The sequence below is a fragment of the Sphingobium subterraneum genome, assembly GCF_014199435.1.
Classification (GTDB): domain Bacteria; phylum Pseudomonadota; class Alphaproteobacteria; order Sphingomonadales; family Sphingomonadaceae; genus Sphingobium; species Sphingobium subterraneum.
Genome location: NZ_JACIJP010000001.1, coordinates 1,298,796 through 1,320,746, shown reverse-complemented (window position 1 = coordinate 1,320,746; position 21,951 = coordinate 1,298,796). Strand labels below are relative to the sequence as shown.

The window sequence follows — 21,951 nt, the reverse complement described above, 5'->3', positions numbered from 1 at the left end:
CGGATGGGGCGCCGCAACGGAATAACGATCCTCCGGCTGAAGCGCGGATGAACGGATCAGCCTTTCAGCGTCCGGGCAAAGAGCGCAAGCGTACGCGTCCAGGCCAGCTTCGCCGCTTCCGGGTGGAAGCGCGGCGTGGTGTTGTTGTTGAACCCATGCTCCGTTCCCGCATAGGTGAACGCCTGATATTTGACCTTTGCGGTTTTGAGCGCCGTTTCATAGGGTGGCCAGGTCGCGTTGACGCGCTCGTCATTGGCGGCGAAGTGGATCAGCAGTTCGGCCTTGATGTCCTTGACCAACGCCAAATCGGGGGCGGGGCCGTAGAAGGGCACGGCGGCGCGCAGTTCGGGAACGCGGGTTGCCAGCATGTTGACGATACCCCCGCCGAAGCAGAATCCCACCGCGCCCAGACGTCCGCTTCCGCCAGTAAGACCCAAGGCATAGCGGGAAGCGGCGATGAAATCGTTGCGCACCTTGGGCTGGTCCAGCTTGGCGAACATCTCGCGCGCCTTGTCCTCGTCCCCCGGATAGCCGCCCAATGAGGTAAGCGCATCGGGCGCGACGGCTATGAAATTGTCCACGGCCATCCGGCGCGCGATATCCTCGATATGCGGATTAAGGCCGCGATTTTCATGGGCGACGATGACGACCGGCAGCTTGCCCTTGGCGGCGACAGGGCGGGCAATAAGCGCCTGGATCGTTCCATTGCCTTGGGGTGAGGGGATGTCGACCATCTGCGTCGCGATCCGTGTATCGCGGGGCGAGACCATCTGCGCATTGGCGAAGTCCGGCGTGAGCGCCGCAAGAAAACCGGCGCCGGTCAGCCCGGCCGTCGCATAGGCGGCGCTGCGCTCGACAAAGGCGCGGCGGTCGATGTCGCCATGGACAAACTGATCGAACAACTCGAGCACCTCCCGCGGGAAGTCGGCGGCGCTCTTGTCGGGATAGGTGGCGGTCATGGCAATCTCCGTCGTCGTCCCCCATCCAGGAATGTCGCGTGACGGTGTCGCGAAGTCAACGGCTCTTCGGCGACAGCGCGAAGATCAGGGGCGCATCGCGTCGGCGGCGTTGGAGGCGAGGACATCCGCACGTTCGTTTTCCGGGTGGCCGTTATGGCCGCGCACCCACCGCCACTCGACGGTGTGGCGGGCAGTTGCGGCGACGAGCGCCTGCCAGAGTTCGCCGTTCTTCACCGGCTTCTTGTCGGCGGTGCGCCAGCCGTTCTTCTGCCAGCCGAAGACCCATTTGGTGATGCCGTCCATCACATATTTGCTGTCGGTGAAGAGGGTGACGTCGCAGGGGCGCTTGAGGGCATTCAACGCCTCGATTGCCGCCATCATCTCCATGCGGTTGTTGGTGGTCTGGGGTTCGCCGCCGGAAATTTCCTTTTCGTGCGCGCCGGAACGGATGACCGCGCCCCAGCCGCCGGGGCCGGGATTTCCCTTGCATGCGCCATCGGTGAAGATCTCGACCTTCGTGCGGTCGGTCATGCGCCGAGCAGTTCGGCGGGATGGGCCTGCGCGTAGAAGTCGAGCCGTCGGCGGTAGGCCAGGGGATCCTTGCGCGTCACCATCGCATCGGGTGGCGTGTTGATCCAGTCATAGGCGCGGGTCAGCAGAAAGCGCAGTGCCGCGCCCCGACACAGCGCGGGGAAGGCTGCACGTTCGGCGTCCGAAAGGCCGTGGGTCTGGACATAACCGCCGACAAGCGCCGCACCGCGATCGGCGTAGTAATGGCTGCCATCATGGGCGAAGCACCACGCGCCATGCGTGATCGCCAGGTCATAGGCCCGGATATCGGTGCAGCTGAAATAGAAGTCGATGAGGCCCGTCACCTCGTCGCCATGCATCAGCACATTGTCGGGGAAGAGATCGGCATGGATGACGCTGCGGTCGAGATCGCGCGGCCAATGCACGTCGAGCCAGGCAAGTTCCTGCTCTACCCGGGCGCCCAGGCCCGGCGCAATGCTGTCCAGCCCGTCGCCGCATCGCCCCGCGAGATCGTGCCAGCCGGCAAGGTCCAGCGTGTTGCGACGCTCGGCCGGAAAGCCTTGCGCGGCGATGTGCAGTTCGCCTAGCGCGCGCCCGGCGGCGGCGCTCTGCGCAGGAGTCGGTTCGGTAACGGAAATGCCGCTGAGAAACTCGATCAGGCAGGCGGGGCGACCGCCCAGTTGCTGGAGCTTCACCCCGTCGCGATCGGCGATGAAGCGGGGCACCCTGCACCCGCGCGCGCCCAGATGATCGAGCAGGTCCATGAAGAAGGGGAGGTCCGCCTCATCCACGCGCTTTTCGTAGAGGGTAAGGATGAATCGGTCGGTGCCGGAGGTCAGGCTTTCGGTCTCGACCAGATAGTTGCTGTTTTCCACCCCTTCCGCGATGCCCTTGGCGGAAATGAGCGGACCGGTGGCGTAGCGGGTAAGGAACTGCGCCATGTCTTCGGCGGGTACATGGGTATAAACCGCCATCGTCAGGCGGTCTCCAGCCCGGTGTCGAGTCCTCTGGGCAGCTTGAACGCGATGTTCTCGCGCGCTGATTCCACTTCCTGTTCGGTAACGTTGTAGCGGCTGCGCAGGGCGTCGACCACTTCGCGCACCAGCACTTCCGGCGCGGAGGCTCCGGCCGTTATGCCGAGGGTGCGGGCGCCCGCCAGCCAATCGAAATCGATCTCCGTCGCGCGCTGGATCAGGCGGGCCGGGGTGCCTTCCCGTTCCGCGCATTCCACCAGGCGCAGAGAGTTCGAACTGTTGGGCGCGCCGATGACGAGCACAGCGTCGCAGCTACGGGCAATGGCCTTGACCGCGGCCTGCCGGTTCGACGTCGCGTAGCAGATGTCTTCGCCCTTGGGTCCCACGATCGACGGAAAACGGCGTTGCAGGATCGCGATGATCGCGGCGGTATCGTCCACGGAAAGGGTAGTCTGCGTCAGAAAAGCAAGATTGCCGGGATCGGCGGGAGTAAAGGCTTCCGCATCGGCCTCCGATTCGATCAGGCTGATTGTGCCGTCGGGTATCTGGCCAAAAGTGCCGATGACTTCGGGGTGGCCGCGATGGCCGATGAACACGATGTGCCGCCCGGCCTCCACCTGCCGCTCGGCTTGGCGGTGGACCTTGGACACCAAAGGGCAGGTCGCGTCGAGATAAGAGAGGCCTCGCTCCTCGGCCTTCGCAGGCACCGCCTTGGGCACGCCATGCGCGGAAAAGACGACCGGCACGCCGTCCGGTACATCATCGAGTTCCTCGACGAAAATCGCGCCTTTGGCCTTCAGGCTGTCGACCACGAACTTGTTATGGACGATCTCGTGCCGGACATAGACCGGGGCGCCATATTTCTCGATCGCACGCTCGACGATGATGATAGCGCGGTCGACCCCCGCGCAAAATCCACGGGGCGCTGCGATGAGCAGGTTAAGGGAGGGTAGTCCCTGCGGCGCGGATACGGGTTCAGGCTGGGTCATGTCATCGGCCTTTACGAAGCTTTCGCCATGCTGGCTAGGTGTGACGCACCACACACGTTCTGTTTCGGTTGCGCGGACGGGGAGGGGCGGATAAGAAGCCGGATCACACGATCAAGGGAACATGCGTGACAACTCTCCGATCCTCGTTGCTGAAGCTGTCGGTTGCCGGACTGGCTCTGTGTGCACTCGCCGCCTGCTCGCGGAAGGGCGAAATTGATGAGACAGGCGGCATCCTGGCCGTGCGCTCGGCGTGTCCGACCGCCGCGATTCCGGCGATGACGGGCGACATCACGCTGTTCAACCCGGCCAGCAGCCGCGATGCTGCCGCCATCGACGTGGTCGCCGCGGTCGCCAATCTGCGTTCCACATGTTCGGAAACGGGCGATCAGTTCTACACGGAAGCGACGTTCGACGTGCAGGCACGGCGCAGCGACGCAAGCGGCCCGCGCGAAGTTGTGCTGCCTTATTTTTCGACCGTCGTACGCGGCGGCAACGCCGTCATCGCAAAGCGGGTGGGCGAAGTGCGCCTGACCTTCGCGCCGGGCGAGTATCGCGCGACCGCATCGGCGAAGGCGTCGTCCTATGTGGACCGCGCGTCGGCCACGTTGCCCGCGGAAATCCAGAGCCGCATCACCAACAAGCGCAAGGCGGGCGATGCGGACGCTGCGCTCGACCCGATGGCCGCGCCCGACGTGCGTGCGGCCCTGCAGCGAACAAGCTTCGAACTGCTGGTCGGTTTCAACCTGACGCAGGACCAGTTGCGATACAACGCTACCCGTTGAGGGTGGCCGCGGTTTAATTCTCCCTTATCCCTGGCGCATTGCCCTCGACTGGCTGGCCAGCGGGGCAATGACAGGATGGCAGAGTGACACTTTACCTGCGTTTCGCCGACCATATGGCGGCGCTGCTCGATCAACTGGAACAGGCGGGCGATCTTCCGCAAGGGCTGGACCGCAAGGCGGTGACCGTCGAGCCGCCGCGCGACCCCGCGCATGGCGACCTTGCTACCAATGCGGCGATGGTGCTGGCAAAACCGGCGGGCACCAACCCGCGCGCGCTGGCCGAGAAGATCGCCGCGAGGCTGCAGGCGTTGGACGAGGTGGCGTCGGTCGATATTGCCGGGCCGGGGTTCATCAACATGCGCCTGACGCCCGAGACATGGGCCGGGGAATTGCAGGCAATAGCGCGGCTGGCGGACGATTTCGGACGGTCCGATATTGGCAAGGGTATTCGCGTCAACGTCGAATATGTGTCGGCCAACCCGACCGGGCCGATGCATATGGGGCATTGCCGGGGCGCAGTGGTGGGCGATGCGCTGGCGACGCTATTGGAGTTTGTCGGTCACGCTGTAACGCGCGAATATTATATCAACGATGCGGGCGGGCAGGTGGATGTGCTCGCCCGGTCGGCGCATCTGCGCTACCGCGAAGCGCTGGGCGAGGACGTTGGCGAGATCCCCGAGGGGCTGTATCCCGGCGATTATTTGGTGCCGGTCGGGCAGGCGCTGGCGGCCGAGTTCGGCGACCGCTATGTTGGGGCAGACGAGGGAGAATGGCTTGCGCTGTTTCGCACCCGCGCCGTTGCGGCGATGATGGAGATGATCCGCGCGGATCTGGCGCTGCTGGGCATCCACCACGATATTTTCTCGTCTGAGGCCGAGTTGCAGGCGGCGGGCAAGCCCGATGCGGCCGAGGCAGAACTGCGGGCAAGAGGGCTCATTTATGACGGCGTGCTCGAAGCGCCCAAGGGCGAAACGCCCGAGGACTGGGAGCCGGTGGAGCTCCCCTTGTTCCGCTCGACGCAGTTCGGTGACGATCAGGACCGGCCGATCAAGAAATCCAACGGCAGCTGGACTTACTTCGGCGCTGACATGGCCTATCACTACCAAAAGGCGCAAAGTGCGGACCAGTTGATCGACATCTGGGGCGCGGATCATGCCGGGACGGTCAAGCGCATCCAGGCGGCGGTTGCCGCGTTGACCGTCAACAACCCAGGCGGCAAAACGCGATTCGACGTGAAGCTCGTCCAGATGGTGCGCCTGCTGCGTAATGGCGAACCGGTGAAGATGTCCAAGCGCGCCGGAAACTTCGTTACCCTCGCCGATGTCGTAGGCGAGGTCGGTGCGGATGTGGTGCGTTTCACGATGCTGACGCGCAAAGCCGATGCGCAGATGGACTTCGACTTCGCAAAGGTGGTCGAGGCTTCGAAGGACAACCCGGTTTTCTACGTGCAATATGCCCATGCGCGTATTGCGTCGCTGGGGCGGCGGGCGGAGGAGGCGGGGATTGCCCTTTCGGAACCGGACCTGTCCCGCCTTGGCACAGCAGAACAGGATCTTGTCAAGCTGACGGCGCAGTTTCCGCGCATTGTCGAGGGGGCTGCACAGGCTCGGGAGCCCCATAGAATTGCATTTTATCTCAATGATTTGGCTGCCGCTTTCCATGCATGGTGGAACATGGGGAACGATGATCCGTCCAAGCGGATAATCGTGGTTAACGACCCTGACACCACGTCCGTCAGGCTTTTCTTGAGTCGCCAAATAGGGCAAGTTATCCGGAACGGGTTGACGCTGATGGGCGTGCAAGCTCTTTCGGAGATGCAATGATGAGCGATTATTCCCGCGGCGGCCTGAATTTCGAGGAAGAAGACCGGCTGCCGTGGCTGGAGCCTGCGCAGGACGACGATGTCGAGGAAGGCGTCGCGCCGATGCGGCTGGCCGGGTTTATCCTGGGTGGGCTGCTGTTGCTGGGCCTGATCGTGGGCGGCGTGTATTTCCTGCGCTCGCTCAATTCGAACGACGGATCCGGCGAGTTGATTGCTGCGCCGCGCGAAAACTACAAGATCCCGGCAAGCGAAGCGGACGCGAAGAAATTCCAGGGCGTCGGCGACTCCAGCTTCTCGACCAGCGAAGGCGTGGAGCGGGACGGCAAGATCGATCCCTCGCGCTTGCCCGAAGCGCCGCTCGCGACCGCTCCGGCCGCGACCGGCAAGGGCTCGAACAATGCCGACGCTGTCATGGCGAAGAACGCGGCGGCGCCCAAGCCCGCTGCTAAGGTCAGCGCCCAGGTAGCCGATGGCACCAAGGCCGATAAGAAAGCCGCCGCCCCGGTCGCGAAGGCGAACGGCGGTAGCGCGCAGATCCAGCTCGGCGCGTATGGCAGCGCGGCCATGGCCAAGGATGCATGGGGCAAATTGTCCAAGCGGTTTGATTATCTCGCCGCACTGGGATCGTCCGTTGAACCGGTCGAGGTAGGCAACACGACGCTCTACCGCTTGCGCGCAGGCGTCGGTAGCGCCTCCAACGCGAATGCGCTGTGCGGCAAGCTGAAGGTCGCGGGCGAAAGCTGCATGGTCGTCAACTGACCTGTCGGCCTGTTTCCGCCTCGTGCAGAGCACCGCATAACACGATTATGTTTAAGGCGTAGTCACGCGGGCGTGGCCGTTTTGAGTTTCGATCTACTGCTGCTTTTTTAGACTTAAGCCTAACACAATATCAGCGCCGGATTTGCGCCGCCTTGCCGGGTCTCGGGCGCTGCGGTCCTCAATATTGACGACTTTAGGCTATTTCCTCAAGATAAGTTTCACCGTCATGCATAAAGCAGGCTTTCGTGAATAGGCCGAAGTCGAGAGGATTGGGCAAGCGAATATCCGTCATTCCGGGGATGCTTCTAGGTGTCGTTTCGAAGGCCCGATCAATTTGTGACAGCAGCACAATGATTGAGCTTGTCGTACTCGCAAACATCCTCAACGCCTTTATCTGGACCTCAAGTTCCGGATTATGGCGTCGCTGGTCGAGCAGCTGAAGATAGTCGACGATCGCTACGGCCCGTGAGATCCGATGACCGATCCGGTCGATTATGTGGTCGGCGCAGATGTCGTCGGACGTATCGATGAGCAGCTTTCCCTCGACCGCTTTCCTGTCAGTGCCAAGCATTTGAAGTCGGTCGAACACGACGCCTTCGTGGTCTTCCAGGGTGAAGAAGAAGGCCGGTCGATCTGTCCGGACGGCTTCGATAGCCAGCTCTAGACCCATGAGAGTTTTGCCATGGCCGGGACGCGCGCCTAACAGCACCAGATCACCCGGAGCGAGTTGTGCCAGAATTTCATGTGTCGGCCTACGGTTGGATGCGAATGCTGCGAGATGACTCCAAGCATAAAAGCCCTCATTTCGGGCGGTCTGATCAAGGGCCGCATGCAGCGGAATGTTGGCATCGCGAGCGAGCAACTTCGCTTGGCGCTTAAGTTTGAAGATTGGAGCAGATAGCCGCATTGAGAACCTCCTCTTTCGAGCGATGTTCGCAATCCCACCTTATGCAAATGCTCGAACGGGATGGTTCGACAAACACAACGCCCTGCACATCTAATGCTTCCCCAATGGTGGGGGGAGGCATGGGCCATACCTCATCAGATTTATATAAAATCGATTCGGTAGCGTCAAGCTGCTGATATACTCACTTCCGGTGCTCCTCTCATAGAAACGGAGCAGAGAAATAAGAAATGCGGCGGACAACCGACACCCCGGACACTAAACTCCGCATAATCATGCGCTAGGCGCACTCCGCACCACCGTCACGATATAGTTGATCGCCTCGTTCGCGCTGAGGACAAGACCGAAGCGCGGGTCGAAGCCGATGCCCGTGCGGTCGGTGATCTGCAATCCCGCATCATCCAGCAAGGCTTCAAGCTCGTCGGGGTTCAGAAACTTGTTCCAGTCATGCGTGCCTTTGGGAATACGCCCAAGCCCTTCCGCCAGCGTGATCATCGCGATTTTCGATGCAACCGTGCGGTTGGGGGTGGAGAGGATCATCAGGCCGCCGGGCGCGAGCGCATCCGCCAGGCCCCGGATGAACTGCGCGGGGTCGGTGACATGCTCAATCACCTCCATGGAGGTAACAAGATCGAACGTGCCCGCCAGCTCGCCACTTTCCATCAACGATTCGATACCCGTCGCGCGATAGTCGATCACGAGGCCCTGTCCCTCCGCGTGCGCGGTGGCGACAGCGATATTCTCGTGCGCGGCGTCGATACCGGTCACCGCTGCGCCCAGTCGGGCCAGCGGTTCGCACAGCAGCCCCGCACCGCAGCCCACATCCAGAGCCCGCCGCCCGTCGAGCGGCCGCAGCGCGCGCGTGTCGCCGTGCCAGTGCGCGTCCACCGCGCGGCGGATATAGGCAAGGCGCACGGGGTTCAGCTTGTGCAGCATCGCGCTCGAGCCGGCCGGATTCCACCAGTCGGCGGCAAGCGTGCCGAAGTGCGCGGCTTCCGCCGGATCGATCGTGCCGGTGCTTTGGGGGGCGGCGTTGCTTGCCATGACGGTCCTTGCTTACTATAGGGGCGCGGTTTTCGTGCCGGGCGGCCGTCCGGCATTCCACTCTTATCGACACTTGGGTCTGGCAGCAAATATGGCGCGCATCGTAATGAAGTTCGGCGGAACCTCCATGGCGGGGATGGAGCGCATTCGCAACGTTGCCGCACGCGTCAAACATGTGGTCGATCAGGGGAATGAGGTTGCCGTCGTCGTGTCCGCCATGGCGGGCGAAACGGATCGGCTGGTCGGCTTCTGCAAGGAAGCCAGCCCGCTGTACGATCCGGCGGAATATGATGTCGTCGTCGCATCGGGCGAACAGGTGACGAGCGGGCTGCTCGCCATGACATTGAAGGCGATGGGCGTGAACGCGCGCAGCTGGCTTGGCTGGCAGATGCCGATCCGCACCGTCGAAACGCACGCCAAGGCGCGGGTCGAGAGCATCGATACCGGCGCACTGGTCGCCGCGATGCAGTCCGGTCAGGTTGCCGTCATCCCCGGTTTTCAGGGCATGATGGACGACGGTCGCGTCTCGACGCTGGGCCGGGGCGGCTCCGATACCTCGGCGGTCGCCGTGGCGGCGGCCGTGAAGGCGGATCGCTGTGATATCTACACCGACGTCGACGGCGTCTACACCACCGACCCGCGTATCGTCGCCCGTGCGCGCAAGCTCGACATGGTGACGTATGAGGAGATGCTGGAACTGGCTTCGGTCGGGTCCAAGGTGCTCCAGACCCGCTCGGTCGCGCTGGCCATGAAGGAGAAGGTGCGCGTGCAGGTGCTCTCCTCCTTCGATGACCCGACCCAGGATGAATTGCCCGGCACGTTGATCGTCGGCGAAGAGGAAATAGAGGACAGCAGCATGGAACGTCAGCTCATCACCGGCATCGCCGTCGACAAGAACGAAGCGAAGGTCATCGTCACCCGCGTGCCCGATAAGCCGGGCGCGGTGGCAAGCATCTTCAGTCCGCTCGCCGAAGCCAGCATCAATGTCGACATGATCATCCAGAACGACAGCAAGGACAACGCCGAGACCGATGTGACGTTCACCGTTCCGCGCGCGGACCTGGCGCGCAGCGTCGACATCTTGGAGGGACGCAAGGGCGAGATCGGCTTCAACCGCCTTATCACCGATGCGGAAGTGTCCAAGGTCAGCGTCGTGGGCGTCGGCATGCGCAGCCATGCGGGCGTCGCTGCGATGATGTTCAAGGCGCTGGCCGATCGTGGCATCAATATCGAGGCGATTTCGACCAGCGAGATCAAGGTCTCTGTGCTGATCGACGAAGACGAGACCGAGCTTGCCGTACGCGTCCTCCACACGGCCTATGGCCTCGACGCGGACGTCGCGGCTTGACCGACGCGGGACGGCAGCGCCTCGACGCGCTGATGGCGCGGGGCAGTGCGCTGCTCGGCAGCGAGGTCGCGATCCTGTGCGGCGCGATGAGCTGGGTGAGCGAGCGCAACCTGGTGTCGGCGGTGAGCAATGCGGGCGGCTTTGGCCTCATTGCGTGCGGCGCGATGACGCCGGAACTGCTGGACGCGGAGATTGCGGGCACGAAGGCGCTGACGACTAGGCCGTTCGGCGTCAACCTTATCACCATGCATCCGCAGCTGTTCGACCTGATCGCGGTGTGCGCCAAGCATGCGGTGACGCACATCGTGCTGGCTGGAGGCCTGCCGCCCAAGGGCAGCATCGAGGCGATCAAGGACGCGGGCGCGAAGGTCATCTGCTTTGCACCGGCGCTCAGTCTGGCGAAGAAGCTGCACCGTTCCGGCGTCAATGCGCTGGTGATCGAGGGTATGGAAGCGGGCGGCCATATCGGCCCGGTCGCGACGTCCGTATTGGCTCAGGAGATCCTGCCCGAGCTGGCCAGCGAATTGCCGATTTTCGTGGCGGGCGGCATCGGGAGGGGTGAGACGATTGCGGCCTATCTGGAAATGGGCGCGGCGGGTGTGCAACTCGGCACCCGTTTTGTCTGCGCGACCGAGAGCATTGCCCATCCCGCGTTCAAGAAGGCGTTTCTGCGCGCCAATGCCCGTGATGCCATTGCCAGCGTGCAGATCGATCCGCGCCTGCCGGTCATCCCCGTGCGCGCGCTCAAGAACGCCGGGACCGAGGCGTTTACCGCCAAGCAGCGTGAAGTGGCCCAGATGCTGGACGAGGGCAAGGTCGATATGGGGCAGGCACAGCTCGAGATCGAGCATTACTGGGCGGGCGCCCTGCGCCGCGCGGTGATCGACGGCGATGTGGAGAATGGCTCGCTGATGGCCGGACAGTCCGTGGGCATGGTCACGAGCGAGGAACCGGTCGCCGACATCATCGCGACGCTGGTGCGCGAAGCCGCCGGGGCGCTGGCTAGTCGCCGCGAGCTCGCTTGATTCGGTCAGACGACTCTAGTCCGTTCGCCCTGAGTAGGGACTGAGTTTATCGAAGTCCCGTATCGAAGGGTGCTTCGATACGCCATTCGACTTCGCTCAAGGACTACTCAGCACGAACGGGTGTGGCAAAAAGATCGGCCTTCGATTCACCTTAACTGCTCCTCAACCGCGTTCCGCTATAGCGCCGCTCACATATGGAGAGGCGAAGAGCATGTCGAACGAGGCAATGGTCAAGGAAATCGTGGGCGCGATCGGCGCGCATGGCGCGTGGAAGCTGAAGTTGCGTGTCGCGATCACGCGCGGGGAAAGCGACGTCCTTCCCGAAAAGGTGAAGTGCGACGACCGCTGCCCGTTCGGACGCTGGATCCATGGTCCAACGATCGACGCCGAGACCAAGGCCGGTATGCCCTATCAGGTCGTGCGGCGGCTGCACCGGGAATTCCACGAGACAGCGGCCAGCGTTCTGGATCTGGCGATCCGCTCACGCAAGGAGCAGGCCGATGCCCTGTTCGCCGGAGAATTCACGCAGCGGTCCGAGAAGCTCGTCCGTGCGCTGAGCAAGTGGAAGGGCGAGCTCTCCTGATCTCTGTCATCCCTGCTTAGCCAGGATCCCGAATGCCCGGTGCTGCGCTGGATCCGGACTCCCGCTTTCGCAGGAATGGCAGCCCGCCATAGCTCCGTTGCCGCCTCCACTCCGGATATATCCCGCTTGGATTCGTCCCCCGCTTTCTGTTAGCGAGGGTCATGCCCAGTTCACCCGCCGCCGCCGCCCGTCAGATCCTCATCCGCTTGCACGAGGTGATGGCGGCGCGCACCAGCGCACAGGCGAAGCTGAACAAGGTGGTGGACATCATCGGCCAGGCGCTCTCTAGCGAGGTCTGCTCGATCTACCTGCTGCGCGAAGGCGTGCTGGAGCTGTTCGCGACGCGCGGACTGAAGCAGGAAGCGGTCCACGTCACCAAGCTGGCCGAGGGCGAGGGGCTCGTGGGCACCATCGCCCGCAATGTTGAAACGCTTAATCTCGACGAGGCTGCGGCGCATCCTGACTTCGCCTATCGCCCGGAAACCGGCGAGGAATTGTTTCACAGCTTTGCCGGGGTGCCGATCGTGCGGCGGGAACAGGCGGTGGGCGTGCTGTGCGTCCAGCATGTCGATCCGCGCCGCTACGATGAAGTCGAGATTGAGGCGTTGCAGACCGTGGCCATGGTGCTGTCCGAACTGATCGCGAATGCGGAGCTGGTCGACGAGCGACCGGGTGATGTGCGTGTCACCGGCACAGGCACGCAGATTACGACCGGCCTGCAACTCGTCATGGGAATGGCCAAGGGACACGCAGTGTTCCACCAGCCGCGCATCACCATCGAACATACCGTCGCGGAGGATGTCGAGGCGGAGCGCCAGCGTGTCTATTCCGCATTCGCCAAGATGCGCGAGCAGATCGACCGGATGACCGGCACGGCTGAATTCGGCGTCGACGGCGAGCATCAGGAGGTCATCGAGACCTACAAAATGTTTGCCTATGACGAGGGCTGGTCACGCCGGATCAATGAGGCGATCGACAGCGGCCTGACCGCCGAGGCGGCGATCGAGCGCGTGCAGCAGCGCACGCGCATGCGGATGCGTCAGATCGACGACCCGCTGCTGGCCGACCGGATGCATGATCTGGAGGATCTGGCGAACCGCTTGCTGCGCATTGTGTCCGGCCAATTGGGGACGGCGGCGCAATTGGGGTTACGGCAGGATTCGATCCTGATCGCGCGCAATCTGGGTCCGGCCGAGCTGCTGGAATATGACCGGCGGCGCCTGAAGGGCGTGATCCTGGAGGAAGGATCGTTGACGGCGCACGTCACGATCGTCGCGCGCGCCATGGGCGTCCCGGTGCTGGGGCGCGTGCGCGACATCCGGCATATCGTGAGCGAAGGCGACCTGGTGCTCGTTGATGTGAACGAGAATCGCCTGTTCATCCGGCCGTCGGCCGACATGGAAGAGGCGTTCGACAGCAAGCTGCACCTGACGCAGAAGCGCCGCGCGGAATTCGCCGCGATGCGCGACCTGCCGAGCGAGACAAAGGACGGCGCGCGGGTCGAGCTGATGGTCAATGCGGGTTTGCGCGATGATGTCGCGGCGCTCGATGTGACTGGCGCGGACGGTATTGGCCTGTTTCGTACCGAGTTCCAGTTCCTTGTCTCTGCCACCATGCCGCAGCGCGAGCGGCAGCAGCGCCTCTACAAGGATGTCCTTGATACGGCGGGGGACCGGCCGGTCATTTTCCGCACGGTCGACATCGGCGGCGACAAGGCCTTGCCCTACATGCGGCAGGACGAAGACAATACCGAAGAAAACCCGGCAATGGGCTGGCGCGCCTTGCGCCTGTCGCTGGAGCGCGGCGGCTTGATGAAGGCGCAGGCGCGTGCGCTGCTGGAGGCGGCCGCGGGGCGGACGCTGTATGTCATGTTCCCGCTGATCTCCGAACCCTGGGAGTTTGACGAGGCGCAGGCATTGTTCGAGAAGCAGCGAGAGTGGCTGGCCGACCAGCGCAAGAAGCTGCCCAATGCGATCCGCTATGGAGCGATGCTCGAAGTGCCCGCGCTGGCCGAAGTGCTCGACATCCTGCTACCTAAGCTCGATTTCCTGTCGATCGGCACCAACGATCTGACGCAGTTTCTGTTCGCGGCGGACCGGGCGCACCCCAAGCTCGCCGAACGCTATGACTGGCTCAGCATCGCCATCTTGCGCTTCATTGCGCGCGTGGTTCGGGAGTGCAACGCCCATGACGTGCCCGTTGGCGTGTGCGGCGAAATGGGTGGGCGCACTCTGGAAGCCATGGCGCTGCTTGGGCTAGGATTGCGCCGACTGTCGATCACGCCCGCGTCGGTCGGGCCGGTGAAGGCGATGATCCGCTCCCTGAATGTCGAGGAGTTGCAGGTCTTCATGACCGGGTTGTTGAAGGACGGCACGGTCAATGTGCGCGACGCGATGACCCAATGGGCGAAAGACCACGCCATCGAAGTGAGCTGATCGCCTTCGCCCCGCGTCGCCGGGTAACGAACCGCGCCGAAGCGTTTCCGTGCGACGACAAGCACAGATTGACACGCCCCGCCCGCATGTGGAACATCGCGCAAGGTCGCAACGGCGGCCCCGGGACAGGGGCATAGATTTGGATACTCACCTTTCTGACGATCCGGCTCCTTCGTCGGTCGAGCGCCCCGGCCATGTGCTGCGCACGGCGCGGGAAGGTTTGGGCTTGACGCTGGAGGCGGTTGCTGAGGCTACCCGTGTGCCGACGCGGCAGTTGCAAGCGATCGAACGCAACGAGTTTTCCGCTCTTCCCGGTACCCCCTACGCCGTTGGCTTTGCGCGCGCTTATGCCCGTGCGGTCGGGGTGGACGATGTGGAGATCGCCCGAAGCGTGCGCGAGGAACTGGGATCGGGTTTGCAGGGAGACCGCTATGAGGCGTTCGAACCCGTCGATCCCGCCCGCGTCCCACCGCGTGCGCTGGCGTGGACCGCCGCGATTATCGCTGTGCTGCTGGCGGTGGGTTATGGCGTGTGGCGCGCGCAGTTTTTCGCCGCGCCGACCGATGCCGAGATTTCGGGCCGGACCGAGGCTGCATCTCCTGCCGCAACGCCCCGCCGGAACCCGGCAACGACCCCTGCGCCTGCTGCCGGTCCGGTCGTCCTGACTGCTATCAATGACGTGTGGCTGCGCATTTACGATCAGACGGGCACGCGGCTGCTGGAAAGGCAGATGACGAAGGGCGAAACGTTTACCGTGCCATCCGATGCCAACAATCCGATGATCCTGACGGGTCGTCCCGATGCGCTGGCGGTCACGGTCGGCGGCAGGCCGGTTGCGCCGCTGGGATCGCCACAGAAGACGATTTCCGATGTCCCGATCAGCGCGGCGGCGTTGCTCGCGCGGCCCGCACCTGCTCCCGCCGCCGTGCCGCCGCCGGCCGTTTCACCCGCACCTGCGCGTCCCGTGTCGACACCCATCTCTGCTGCCCCGGCCCCCGCTGCGAATGCGGCTATCGCGCCCAATCCCTGACGGAGAAATCCGGCCGCTCTCTTTACCTTTGCGCCAGCCGGATTATGGTTGACCGACATTTTACAAGGGCAGCAACATGCGTCAGGCGTTCAGAATAAGTGTAGCGGTCATCAGTATGGCGGCGGGGACCGTGCCCGCGATCGCCCAGACGGTGCCGGTCGAAACGCGCGTCGATCGCTTGGAAAAGGAAATGAAGGCGGTCCAGCGCAAGGTGTTTCCCGGTGGTACTCCCGTTGAACCGGCGATCACCGCCGCTCCGCCAGTCACCACAACGACCCCCTCCTCGACACCGGTGTCGGACCTGATCGCACGGGTGGACACGCTGGAAGCGCAACTCGCGACCATGACCGGCCAGATCGAGCAGAATAACTTCAAGATCAAGCAGCTGGAAGACAGTTTTGCCCGCTACAAGGCTGAGGTGGACGGGAAATTCGCCGCTGCAGCACCGGCGCCCGCGGCACCTGTTGCCGTCGCCGCGCCGACCGTGACACCCAAGCCCGCGCCGAAGCCCGCCGCATCGACGCCGCCCGCCGCGAAGCCGACCGTTAAGCCAGCGGCTACCACCCCGGCGATCGAAGCGCGCAAGGAGGCGGTCGGGGCGATCGAGGTGCCGGACACGGGCGTCGGGCCGGAGGATGCGTATGTGTATGGTTATCGGCTGTGGGCCGCCAAGTTCTACCCTGAAGCGCAGGCGCAGCTCAAATATACGCTGGATAAATATGGCACGTCCAATGTCGCGAGCAAGGCGCAGAACCTGCTGGGTCGTGCCTATCTGGACGATGGCAAGCCTGCGCTCGCGTCGGTTGCCTTTTACGAAAATTACCAAAAACGCCCGCGTGGCGAACGCGCCGCCGACAGCCTCGCCTGGCTGGGTGAGGCGCTGATCCAGCTCAAGAAACCGGCCGACGCGTGCAAGGTCTATACGGAGCTGGAACAGGCCTATGGCACCACCCTCTCCGCCAGTTTGCGTGGCATGATGGAGAAGGGCCGCACGCGTGCCAAATGCGGCGCCTGAGCCGCCGGAGCAGCGATTTCAGGATGATCTGCGCCGATTGATCGGGCCGGAGGTCGACACAGCGTGTCTTGGCGTGGCGGTGTCGGGGGGTCCGGACAGCATGGCATTGCTGGCCCTTGCAGTGGCGGCCTGGCCGAAGCGGGTGCGCGCCGCGACGGTGGATCATGGGCTGCGCGCTTCGTCTGCCGATGAAGCGAAGATGGTAGCGCACTGGTGCGCCGACCATGGGATTCCGCACAGCATTTTGCGACCCGAGGCGCCGATTACCGGGAGCGTTCAGGCGGCGGCGCGCGCGGTGCGCTATGCGCTCCTGGAGGCGTGGCGGGGGGAGCAACAGGTCGACTGGCTGATGACCGCCCATCACGCGGATGACCAGTGCGAGACCGTGATGATGCGCCTCAACCGGGGATCCGGCGTGGCGGGGCTGGCGGGGGTGCGGGCGCGCAACGGACAGGTACTGCGACCGTTGCTGGGCTGGCGGCGGAGCGAGCTTGTGGCTGTCGTAGAGGCGCGGCGCATTCCCTATGCGCTGGACCCGAGCAACAGCGACCTGCGGTTCGACCGAGCCGCGATGCGGGCCCATCTGGCACAGGCGGACTGGATCGATCCGGTGAGCGTCGCGCGCAGCGCCGCCGCGCTCGCCGATGCTGAAGCTGCGTTGGATTGGATGGTTGCAACGCTGGCGCAAGACCATGTCCGGGCGGATGTCGAGGGAACGGTGAGCCTGCTTAAAACTGATTTCCCCCATGAAATCCGGCGGCGACTTGTCCTCCATATGCTTGCTCTTATGGGTAATGACGAACCGCCGCGCGGGGATGCGCTGGATAAAGCGATTGTTCAGATTTCCCGTGGTAGACAGGTCAGCATGAGTGACTGGCTGCTGTCGGGTGGCGAGGTGTGGCGTTTGCGCCGCGCTCCGGCACGGAAAAGCCGCTGAATATTGTACTTTTCTCCGTAATGCCTATCTTGGTGCCGGAGCAATCGAGGACAGCATGAACGACGACAAGGAACCGCAGGGCAATCCCTGGATCAAGAGCGCGCTGATCTGGGCTGGGGTGCTTGTTGCCCTGCTTATGGTCGTGACCATGTTCGAAGGCCGTTCGGCAGGTACGGTGGGTACCGGCATTGCCTATTCCGATTTCCGCGCCAAGGTGCAGGACAATCAGGTCAAGGAAGTCGCCGTCGCGCCGGACCGCATCACGGGCGTGCTGGCCAACAACCAGAAATTCTCGACGGTGCCGGTCAATGATCCGGGCCTGACAACGTTGCTCGACGATTATGGCGTCAAGTATAGCGGCCAGGCAGAAGAACAGCCGAGCGTGTGGATGATCCTTATCTACCAGTCGCTGCCGTTCCTGCTGATCCTGGGCATCGCGTTCTTCGTTCTGCGCCAGATGCAGAAGGGTGGCGGTGCAAGCGGCGCCATGGGTTTCGGCAAATCGAAAGCCAAGCTGCTGACCGAGAAGTCGGGCCGCGTGACGTTTGACGACGTTGCCGGTATCGATGAAGCGCGCGAGGAATTGCAGGAAATCGTCGAGTTCCTGAAGGATCCCGGCAAGTTCGCTCGGCTGGGCGGCAAGATCCCCAAGGGCGCACTGCTGGTCGGCTCGCCGGGTACCGGCAAGACACTGCTCGCCCGCGCGATCGCGGGTGAGGCCGGCGTACCGTTCTTCACCATATCGGGTTCCGACTTCGTGGAAATGTTCGTGGGCGTCGGTGCAAGCCGCGTGCGCGACATGTTCGAGCAGGCGAAGAAGAACGCGCCGTGCATCGTCTTCATCGACGAAATCGACGCGGTTGGCCGCCATCGCGGCGCGGGCCTCGGCAACGGCAATGACGAGCGCGAGCAGACGCTAAACCAGCTTCTCGTCGAAATGGACGGGTTCGAGGCGAATGAGGGCATCATCATCATCGCGGCGACGAACCGCCCTGATGTGCTTGATCCCGCACTGCTGCGTCCCGGCCGGTTCGACCGGCAGGTCGTGGTACCGCGTCCCGACATCGACGGACGCGTAAAGATTCTCGAAGTGCACATGAAGAAGGTGCCGCTGGCGCCGGATGTCGACGGGCGCACTATCGCGCGCGGGACGCCGGGCTTCTCGGGCGCGGATCTCGCCAACCTCGTTAACGAGGCGGCGTTGATGGCCGCGCGCCGGGGCAAGCGTCTGGTCGCGATGTCGGAATTTGAAGCCGCCAAGGACAAGGTCATGATGGGTGCGGAACGCCGCTCCATGGTCATGACCGAGGATGAGAAGAAGATGACCGCTTATCATGAAGCCGGTCACGCCATCGTTGCGGTGCACGAGCCCGCGTCCGACCCGATCCACAAGGCGACGATTATTCCGCGCGGTCGCGCTCTGGGCATGGTCATGCGTCTGCCGGAGCGGGACAGCTACAGCTATCACCGGGACAAGATGTACGCGAACCTCGCGGTTTCCATGGGCGGACGCGTCGCGGAAGAACTGATCTTCGGCCATGACAAGGTGTCGTCCGGTGCTTCGAGCGACATCCAGTACGCCACCCGTCTGGCGCGCGACATGGTGACGCAATGGGGCATGTCGGACAAGCTCGGTCCGCTCCAATATGAGGAGCAGCAGGGCGAGACCTTCCTCGGCTATTCCCAGTCGCAGCGCGTGCATATGTCAAACGAGACGGCCAAGGCGATTGATCAGGAAATCCGCAGCATTGTCGAGACGGGCTATGGGCGGGCGACCGATCTTCTGAAGAAGCACGAAACGCAGCTTCATCTTCTGGCCAACGCGCTCCTCGAATACGAGACGTTGAGCGGGGACGAGATCAAGACCCTGCTCGACAAGGGCGAGATCACGCGCGAAGACGGCACCAAGATCAAGCCAAGCTCCATTCCGGCGGTGGGCACGTCCATTCCGCGCTCGGGTCGGCGCAAGGGGCCGTTCGGCGACGCCGCCCCACAGGGGGCGTGAGAGCTTTCACCCGCACGGGTTGAAGTGAAAAAGAGCGGAGCAGGCCGGGCCTCTCCGCTCTTTTTCTGCTTGGTTCAAGCGCAAACGGAAACCGTCACGCCACTTTTTCTGCTACGCTTTAGATATGGATGGGTTGGCCCCGCACCGCCATCGCCGCTTCCTTGACGGCCTCGTTGTGCGTCGGGTGCGCGTGGCAGGTGTAGGCGATGTCTTCCGAGGACGCCCCGAACTCCATCGCTTGGGCCGCCTGCGCGATCATCGTACCGGCGGGCGTGGCAATGATGTGAACCCCCAGCACCCGGTCGCTGTCCGCATCGGCGATAATCTTGACGAAGCCGTCCGTATCGTCGTTCGCCTTGGCGCGGCTGTTCGCCATCATCGGGAACTTGCCGATCTTGATGGCGCCGCGCTCTTTCGCCTGCTCCTCGGTCAGACCGACGCTGGCGATTTCGGGGTGGGTATAGACGACGGCGGGGATGACATCATGATTGACGATGCCGGTCAGGCCCGCGATGTTTTCCGCGACCGCGACGCCTTCATCCTCCGCCTTGTGGGCGAGCATGGGCCCCGGAATCACGTCCCCGATCGCCCATACGCCCGGTACGGTCGTCGCGAACTCGTGATCGGTCTCGATCTGGCCGCGCGCATTGAGGGCAAGGCCTATGGCGTCCAGACCCAGACCTTCGGTGTTGGCACGACGGCCTATGGCGACCAGCACGACATCCGCATCGATCGCTTCGCTGGCACCGCCCGCAGCAGGTTCGACCGTGACGGTCGCACTCTTGCCATTGACGGTAACGCCGGTCACTTTCGTGCCGGTCTTGATGGCAAAGCCCTGCTTCTTGAAAATCTTGGCCGCTTCTTTCCGCACGTCGCCGTCCATGCCGGGCAGGATCTGATCGAGATATTCGACGACCGTGACCTTCGCGCCAAGGCGACGCCAGACAGAACCCAGCTCCAGCCCGATTACGCCGCCGCCGATGACGACCATATGCTCGGGCACCTTGGCAAGCGAGAGTCCGCCGGTCGAATCGACCACCACGCCGCCGTCATTGTCGATGGCCACGCCCGGCAGAGGGGTTACGCTGGATCCAGTGGCGATGACGATATTCTTGGCGGTGACGGCCTTGCCCGCAACGGTCACGGCGTGCGGTCCGGTGAAGGTCGCGCGGCCCTTAAGCCAGTCGACCTTGTTCTTCTTGAACAGGAATTCGATGCCGCCGGTCAGGCCCTTCACGGCCTTGTCCTTTTCACCCAGCATGGCCGGGAGGTCCAGTTCGGCTCCGGAGATCTTCACCCCGAATTTGGCGAGCGAACCGGACGCTGCTTCTTCGAACAGTTCGGACGCGTGAAGCAATGCCTTGGACGGGATGCATCCGACGTTGAGGCACGTTCCGCCCAGCGTCTCCCGGCTTTCCGCGCAAGCGGTCTTCAGACCCAGCTGGGCGGCACGAATGGCCGCGACATATCCGCCAGGACCCGCGCCGATCACCAGCACGTCATAGTCGAACTCAGCCATTGTTCACTCCATTCCCTAGCGCAATTTCGAACTTACAGGTCGATCAGCAGTCGCGTGGGATCTTCGATTGCGTTCTTGATGCCGACAAGGAACGTGACGGCCTCCCGGCCATCGATTAGGCGATGGTCATAGGTGAGGGCAAGGTACATCATCGGCCGGATGACGATTTGCCCATCGCGTACGACCGGGCGGTCCTCAATGCGGTGCAAGCCGAGCACGCCCGACTGCGGCGGATTAACGATCGGCGTCGACATCAGCGATCCGAACACGCCGCCGTTGGAGATGGTGAAGGTGCCGCCCTTCATGTCTTCCATCGTGAGCGTGCCGTCCTTGGCCTTCTTGCCGAAGTCGCCGATGCTCTTTTCGATTTCCGCGACGCTCATCTGCTCCGCGTTACGGATGACCGGCACGACGAGGCCGTTGGGTGCGCTGACGGCGACCGAGACATCGACATAGTCGTGGTAGATGATTTCATCGCCCTCAATCTGCCCGTTGACTGCGGGAACGTCGCGCAGCGCCATGCATGCGGCCTTCACGAAGAAGCCCATGAAGCCGAGGCGCACGCCGTGCTTCTTTTCGAACAGGTCCTTGTACTTCGCGCGGGCTTCGATGACTGCGCTCATGTCCACATCGTTGAACGTGGTGAGCAGCGCGGCATTGTCCTGTGCGCTCTTGAGGCGCTTGGCGACGGTCTGGCGAAGGCGGGTCATCTTGACGCGCTCTTCGCCGCGCGCGGAGGCTGCGGGTGCAGCGGCCGCTTCGGCCTGGGCGACAGGTTGCGGCGCGGCGGCGGCGGTGCCGCTTTCGATTGCCGCCATGACGTCATCGCGGGTCAGGCGACCATCCTTGCCGGTGCCCTTGATCCGGCTGGGATCGAGGCCATGCTCCAGTACCAGGCGGCGAACCGCCGGGGACAGCGTTACCGAACCGCCATCATCCGCCGGGGCGGGCGCCGCAACGGCCGGGGCAGGGGCGGCAGCAGCAGCCGCGGCCGGAGCCGGAGCGGCCGTCGGGGCAGCGGCGGCAGGAGCGCTGGGCGCAGCGCCCGCACCGGCGGCCTCGATTGTCGCGATAACCGCGCCGACATTCACCGTATCGCCTTCGGCCACCAATTGCTGGCCCAGGATCCCCGCCACAGGGGACGGTACGTCGACCGCAACCTTGTCGGTCTCCAGCGACGCGATGGGCTCATCCGCCGCCACGGCCTCACCTGGCTTTTTCAGCCATGCGCCGACCGTTGCTTCGGTAACGGATTCGCCCAGAACGGGTACTTTGACTTCGGTAGCCATG

General features: G+C 63.5%; 19 protein-coding genes. 11 read left to right on the top strand and 8 right to left on the bottom strand.

The window, feature by feature from the left end; translation table 11 throughout:
• Positions 1–56: 56 nt before the first annotated feature.
• The 4 genes from FHS92_RS06370 to ispH form a co-directional block, all read right to left on the bottom strand.
• Positions 57–959 (bottom strand): dienelactone hydrolase family protein, encoded by a 903-nt coding sequence (locus tag FHS92_RS06370; protein ID WP_184078505.1) that lies wholly within the window; start codon positions 957–959, stop codon positions 57–59.
• Between the two features lie 84 nt (positions 960–1,043).
• A complete protein-coding gene (rnhA, locus tag FHS92_RS06365) occupies positions 1,044–1,490 on the bottom strand; it encodes a ribonuclease HI (RefSeq protein WP_184078503.1) in 447 nt (148 codons plus the stop codon).
• Positions 1,487–2,464 (bottom strand): homoserine kinase, encoded by a 978-nt coding sequence (gene thrB / locus FHS92_RS06360; RefSeq protein ID WP_184078501.1) that lies wholly within the window; start codon positions 2,462–2,464, stop codon positions 1,487–1,489. Before thrB ends, rnhA begins: the two co-directional genes overlap by 4 nt.
• Before the next feature lie 2 nt (positions 2,465–2,466).
• Positions 2,467–3,453 carry a 4-hydroxy-3-methylbut-2-enyl diphosphate reductase gene (ispH, locus tag FHS92_RS06355; protein ID WP_184078499.1) on the bottom strand — a complete coding sequence of 329 codons (987 nt, stop codon included), beginning with the start codon at positions 3,451–3,453 and terminating at the stop codon, positions 2,467–2,469.
• Positions 3,454–3,623: 170 nt separating this feature from the next.
• Here ispH and FHS92_RS06350 point away from each other — a divergent pair, with 170 nt between their 5' ends.
• The 3 genes from FHS92_RS06350 (at position 3,624) to FHS92_RS06340 (ending at position 6,816) form a co-directional block, all read left to right on the top strand.
• Positions 3,624–4,235 (top strand): hypothetical protein, encoded by a 612-nt coding sequence (locus tag FHS92_RS06350; RefSeq protein WP_184078892.1) that lies wholly within the window; start codon positions 3,624–3,626, stop codon positions 4,233–4,235.
• Between the two features lie 83 nt (positions 4,236–4,318).
• A complete protein-coding gene (gene argS, locus FHS92_RS06345) occupies positions 4,319–6,058 on the top strand; it encodes an arginine--tRNA ligase (RefSeq protein WP_184078497.1) in 1,740 nt (579 codons plus the stop codon).
• Positions 6,058–6,816 (top strand): SPOR domain-containing protein, encoded by a 759-nt coding sequence (locus FHS92_RS06340; protein WP_184078495.1) that lies wholly within the window; start codon positions 6,058–6,060, stop codon positions 6,814–6,816. Before argS ends, FHS92_RS06340 begins: the two co-directional genes overlap by 1 nt.
• Positions 6,817–7,009: 193 nt before the next feature.
• On the opposite strand, the gene FHS92_RS06335 is transcribed toward FHS92_RS06340, so the two are convergent.
• A complete protein-coding gene (locus tag FHS92_RS06335; RefSeq protein WP_184078493.1) occupies positions 7,010–7,723 on the bottom strand; it encodes a DNA helicase in 714 nt (237 codons plus the stop codon).
• Between the two features lie 270 nt (positions 7,724–7,993).
• Positions 7,994–8,764, bottom strand: coding sequence for a bifunctional 2-polyprenyl-6-hydroxyphenol methylase/3-demethylubiquinol 3-O-methyltransferase UbiG (ubiG, locus tag FHS92_RS06330; protein ID WP_184078490.1), 771 nt, complete (start codon positions 8,762–8,764; stop codon positions 7,994–7,996).
• A gap of 91 nt (positions 8,765–8,855) precedes the next feature.
• Between ubiG and FHS92_RS06325 the strand changes: the two genes are divergently transcribed.
• The 8 genes from FHS92_RS06325 (at position 8,856) to ftsH (ending at position 19,142) form a co-directional block, all read left to right on the top strand.
• Positions 8,856–10,112 carry an aspartate kinase gene (locus FHS92_RS06325; RefSeq protein ID WP_184078488.1) on the top strand — a complete coding sequence of 419 codons (1,257 nt, stop codon included), beginning with the start codon at positions 8,856–8,858 and terminating at the stop codon, positions 10,110–10,112.
• 32 nt (positions 10,113–10,144) lie between these two features.
• Positions 10,145–11,137, top strand: coding sequence for an NAD(P)H-dependent flavin oxidoreductase (locus tag FHS92_RS06320; protein ID WP_184078891.1), 993 nt, complete (start codon positions 10,145–10,147; stop codon positions 11,135–11,137).
• A 211-nt stretch (positions 11,138–11,348) separates the two neighbouring features.
• Positions 11,349–11,720, top strand: a complete 372-nt coding sequence (locus FHS92_RS06315) for a CZB domain-containing protein (protein ID WP_184078486.1) — start codon at positions 11,349–11,351, stop codon at positions 11,718–11,720.
• Between the two features lie 161 nt (positions 11,721–11,881).
• Positions 11,882–14,155 carry a phosphoenolpyruvate--protein phosphotransferase gene (gene ptsP / locus FHS92_RS06310; RefSeq protein ID WP_184078484.1) on the top strand — a complete coding sequence of 758 codons (2,274 nt, stop codon included), beginning with the start codon at positions 11,882–11,884 and terminating at the stop codon, positions 14,153–14,155.
• A 139-nt stretch (positions 14,156–14,294) separates the two neighbouring features.
• Positions 14,295–15,185: a helix-turn-helix domain-containing protein gene (locus tag FHS92_RS06305; RefSeq protein WP_184078482.1), complete on the top strand. Its 891-nt coding sequence runs from the start codon at positions 14,295–14,297 to the stop codon at positions 15,183–15,185.
• Between the two features lie 76 nt (positions 15,186–15,261).
• Positions 15,262–16,200 (top strand): tetratricopeptide repeat protein, encoded by a 939-nt coding sequence (locus tag FHS92_RS06300; protein WP_184078480.1) that lies wholly within the window; start codon positions 15,262–15,264, stop codon positions 16,198–16,200.
• Positions 16,181–17,137 carry a tRNA lysidine(34) synthetase TilS gene (gene tilS, locus FHS92_RS06295; protein WP_343056668.1) on the top strand — a complete coding sequence of 319 codons (957 nt, stop codon included), beginning with the start codon at positions 16,181–16,183 and terminating at the stop codon, positions 17,135–17,137. Before FHS92_RS06300 ends, tilS begins: the two co-directional genes overlap by 20 nt.
• 55 nt (positions 17,138–17,192) lie before the next feature.
• Complete coding sequence (gene ftsH, locus FHS92_RS06290; RefSeq protein ID WP_184078478.1) at positions 17,193–19,142, top strand: ATP-dependent zinc metalloprotease FtsH; 1,950 nt, start codon at positions 17,193–17,195, stop codon at positions 19,140–19,142.
• 118 nt (positions 19,143–19,260) lie between these two features.
• Here ftsH and lpdA read toward each other — a convergent pair whose 3' ends face one another.
• Positions 19,261–20,661, bottom strand: coding sequence for a dihydrolipoyl dehydrogenase (lpdA, locus tag FHS92_RS06285; RefSeq protein ID WP_184078476.1), 1,401 nt, complete (start codon positions 20,659–20,661; stop codon positions 19,261–19,263).
• Positions 20,662–20,693: 32 nt separating this feature from the next.
• On the bottom strand, positions 20,694–21,950 hold the full coding sequence (gene odhB / locus FHS92_RS06280; RefSeq protein WP_184078474.1) for a 2-oxoglutarate dehydrogenase complex dihydrolipoyllysine-residue succinyltransferase: 1,257 nt from the start codon (positions 21,948–21,950) through the stop codon (positions 20,694–20,696).
• Position 21,951: the final 1 nt, after the last annotated feature.

What these genes read in the sequence shown, in the direction of transcription:
- FHS92_RS06370 (WP_184078505.1), bottom strand. Translation starts at nt 959, where the DNA reads ATGACCGCCACCTATCCCGACAAGAGCGCCGCCGACTTCCCGCGGGAG.
- rnhA (WP_184078503.1), bottom strand. Translation starts at nt 1,490, where the DNA reads ATGACCGACCGCACGAAGGTCGAGATCTTCACCGATGGCGCATGCAAG.
- thrB (WP_184078501.1), bottom strand. Translation starts at nt 2,464, where the DNA reads ATGGCGGTTTATACCCATGTACCCGCCGAAGACATGGCGCAGTTCCTT.
- ispH (WP_184078499.1), bottom strand. Translation starts at nt 3,453, where the DNA reads ATGACCCAGCCTGAACCCGTATCCGCGCCGCAGGGACTACCCTCCCTT.
- FHS92_RS06340 (WP_184078495.1), top strand. Translation starts at nt 6,058, where the DNA reads ATGAGCGATTATTCCCGCGGCGGCCTGAATTTCGAGGAAGAAGACCGG.
- FHS92_RS06335 (WP_184078493.1), bottom strand. Translation starts at nt 7,723, where the DNA reads ATGCGGCTATCTGCTCCAATCTTCAAACTTAAGCGCCAAGCGAAGTTG.
- ubiG (WP_184078490.1), bottom strand. Translation starts at nt 8,764, where the DNA reads ATGGCAAGCAACGCCGCCCCCCAAAGCACCGGCACGATCGATCCGGCG.
- FHS92_RS06325 (WP_184078488.1), top strand. Translation starts at nt 8,856, where the DNA reads ATGGCGCGCATCGTAATGAAGTTCGGCGGAACCTCCATGGCGGGGATG.
- FHS92_RS06320 (WP_184078891.1), top strand. Translation starts at nt 10,145, where the DNA reads ATGGCGCGGGGCAGTGCGCTGCTCGGCAGCGAGGTCGCGATCCTGTGC.
- FHS92_RS06315 (WP_184078486.1), top strand. Translation starts at nt 11,349, where the DNA reads ATGTCGAACGAGGCAATGGTCAAGGAAATCGTGGGCGCGATCGGCGCG.
- ptsP (WP_184078484.1), top strand. Translation starts at nt 11,882, where the DNA reads ATGCCCAGTTCACCCGCCGCCGCCGCCCGTCAGATCCTCATCCGCTTG.
- FHS92_RS06300 (WP_184078480.1), top strand. Translation starts at nt 15,262, where the DNA reads ATGCGTCAGGCGTTCAGAATAAGTGTAGCGGTCATCAGTATGGCGGCG.
- ftsH (WP_184078478.1), top strand. Translation starts at nt 17,193, where the DNA reads ATGAACGACGACAAGGAACCGCAGGGCAATCCCTGGATCAAGAGCGCG.
- lpdA (WP_184078476.1), bottom strand. Translation starts at nt 20,661, where the DNA reads ATGGCTGAGTTCGACTATGACGTGCTGGTGATCGGCGCGGGTCCTGGC.
- odhB (WP_184078474.1), bottom strand. Translation starts at nt 21,950, where the DNA reads ATGGCTACCGAAGTCAAAGTACCCGTTCTGGGCGAATCCGTTACCGAA.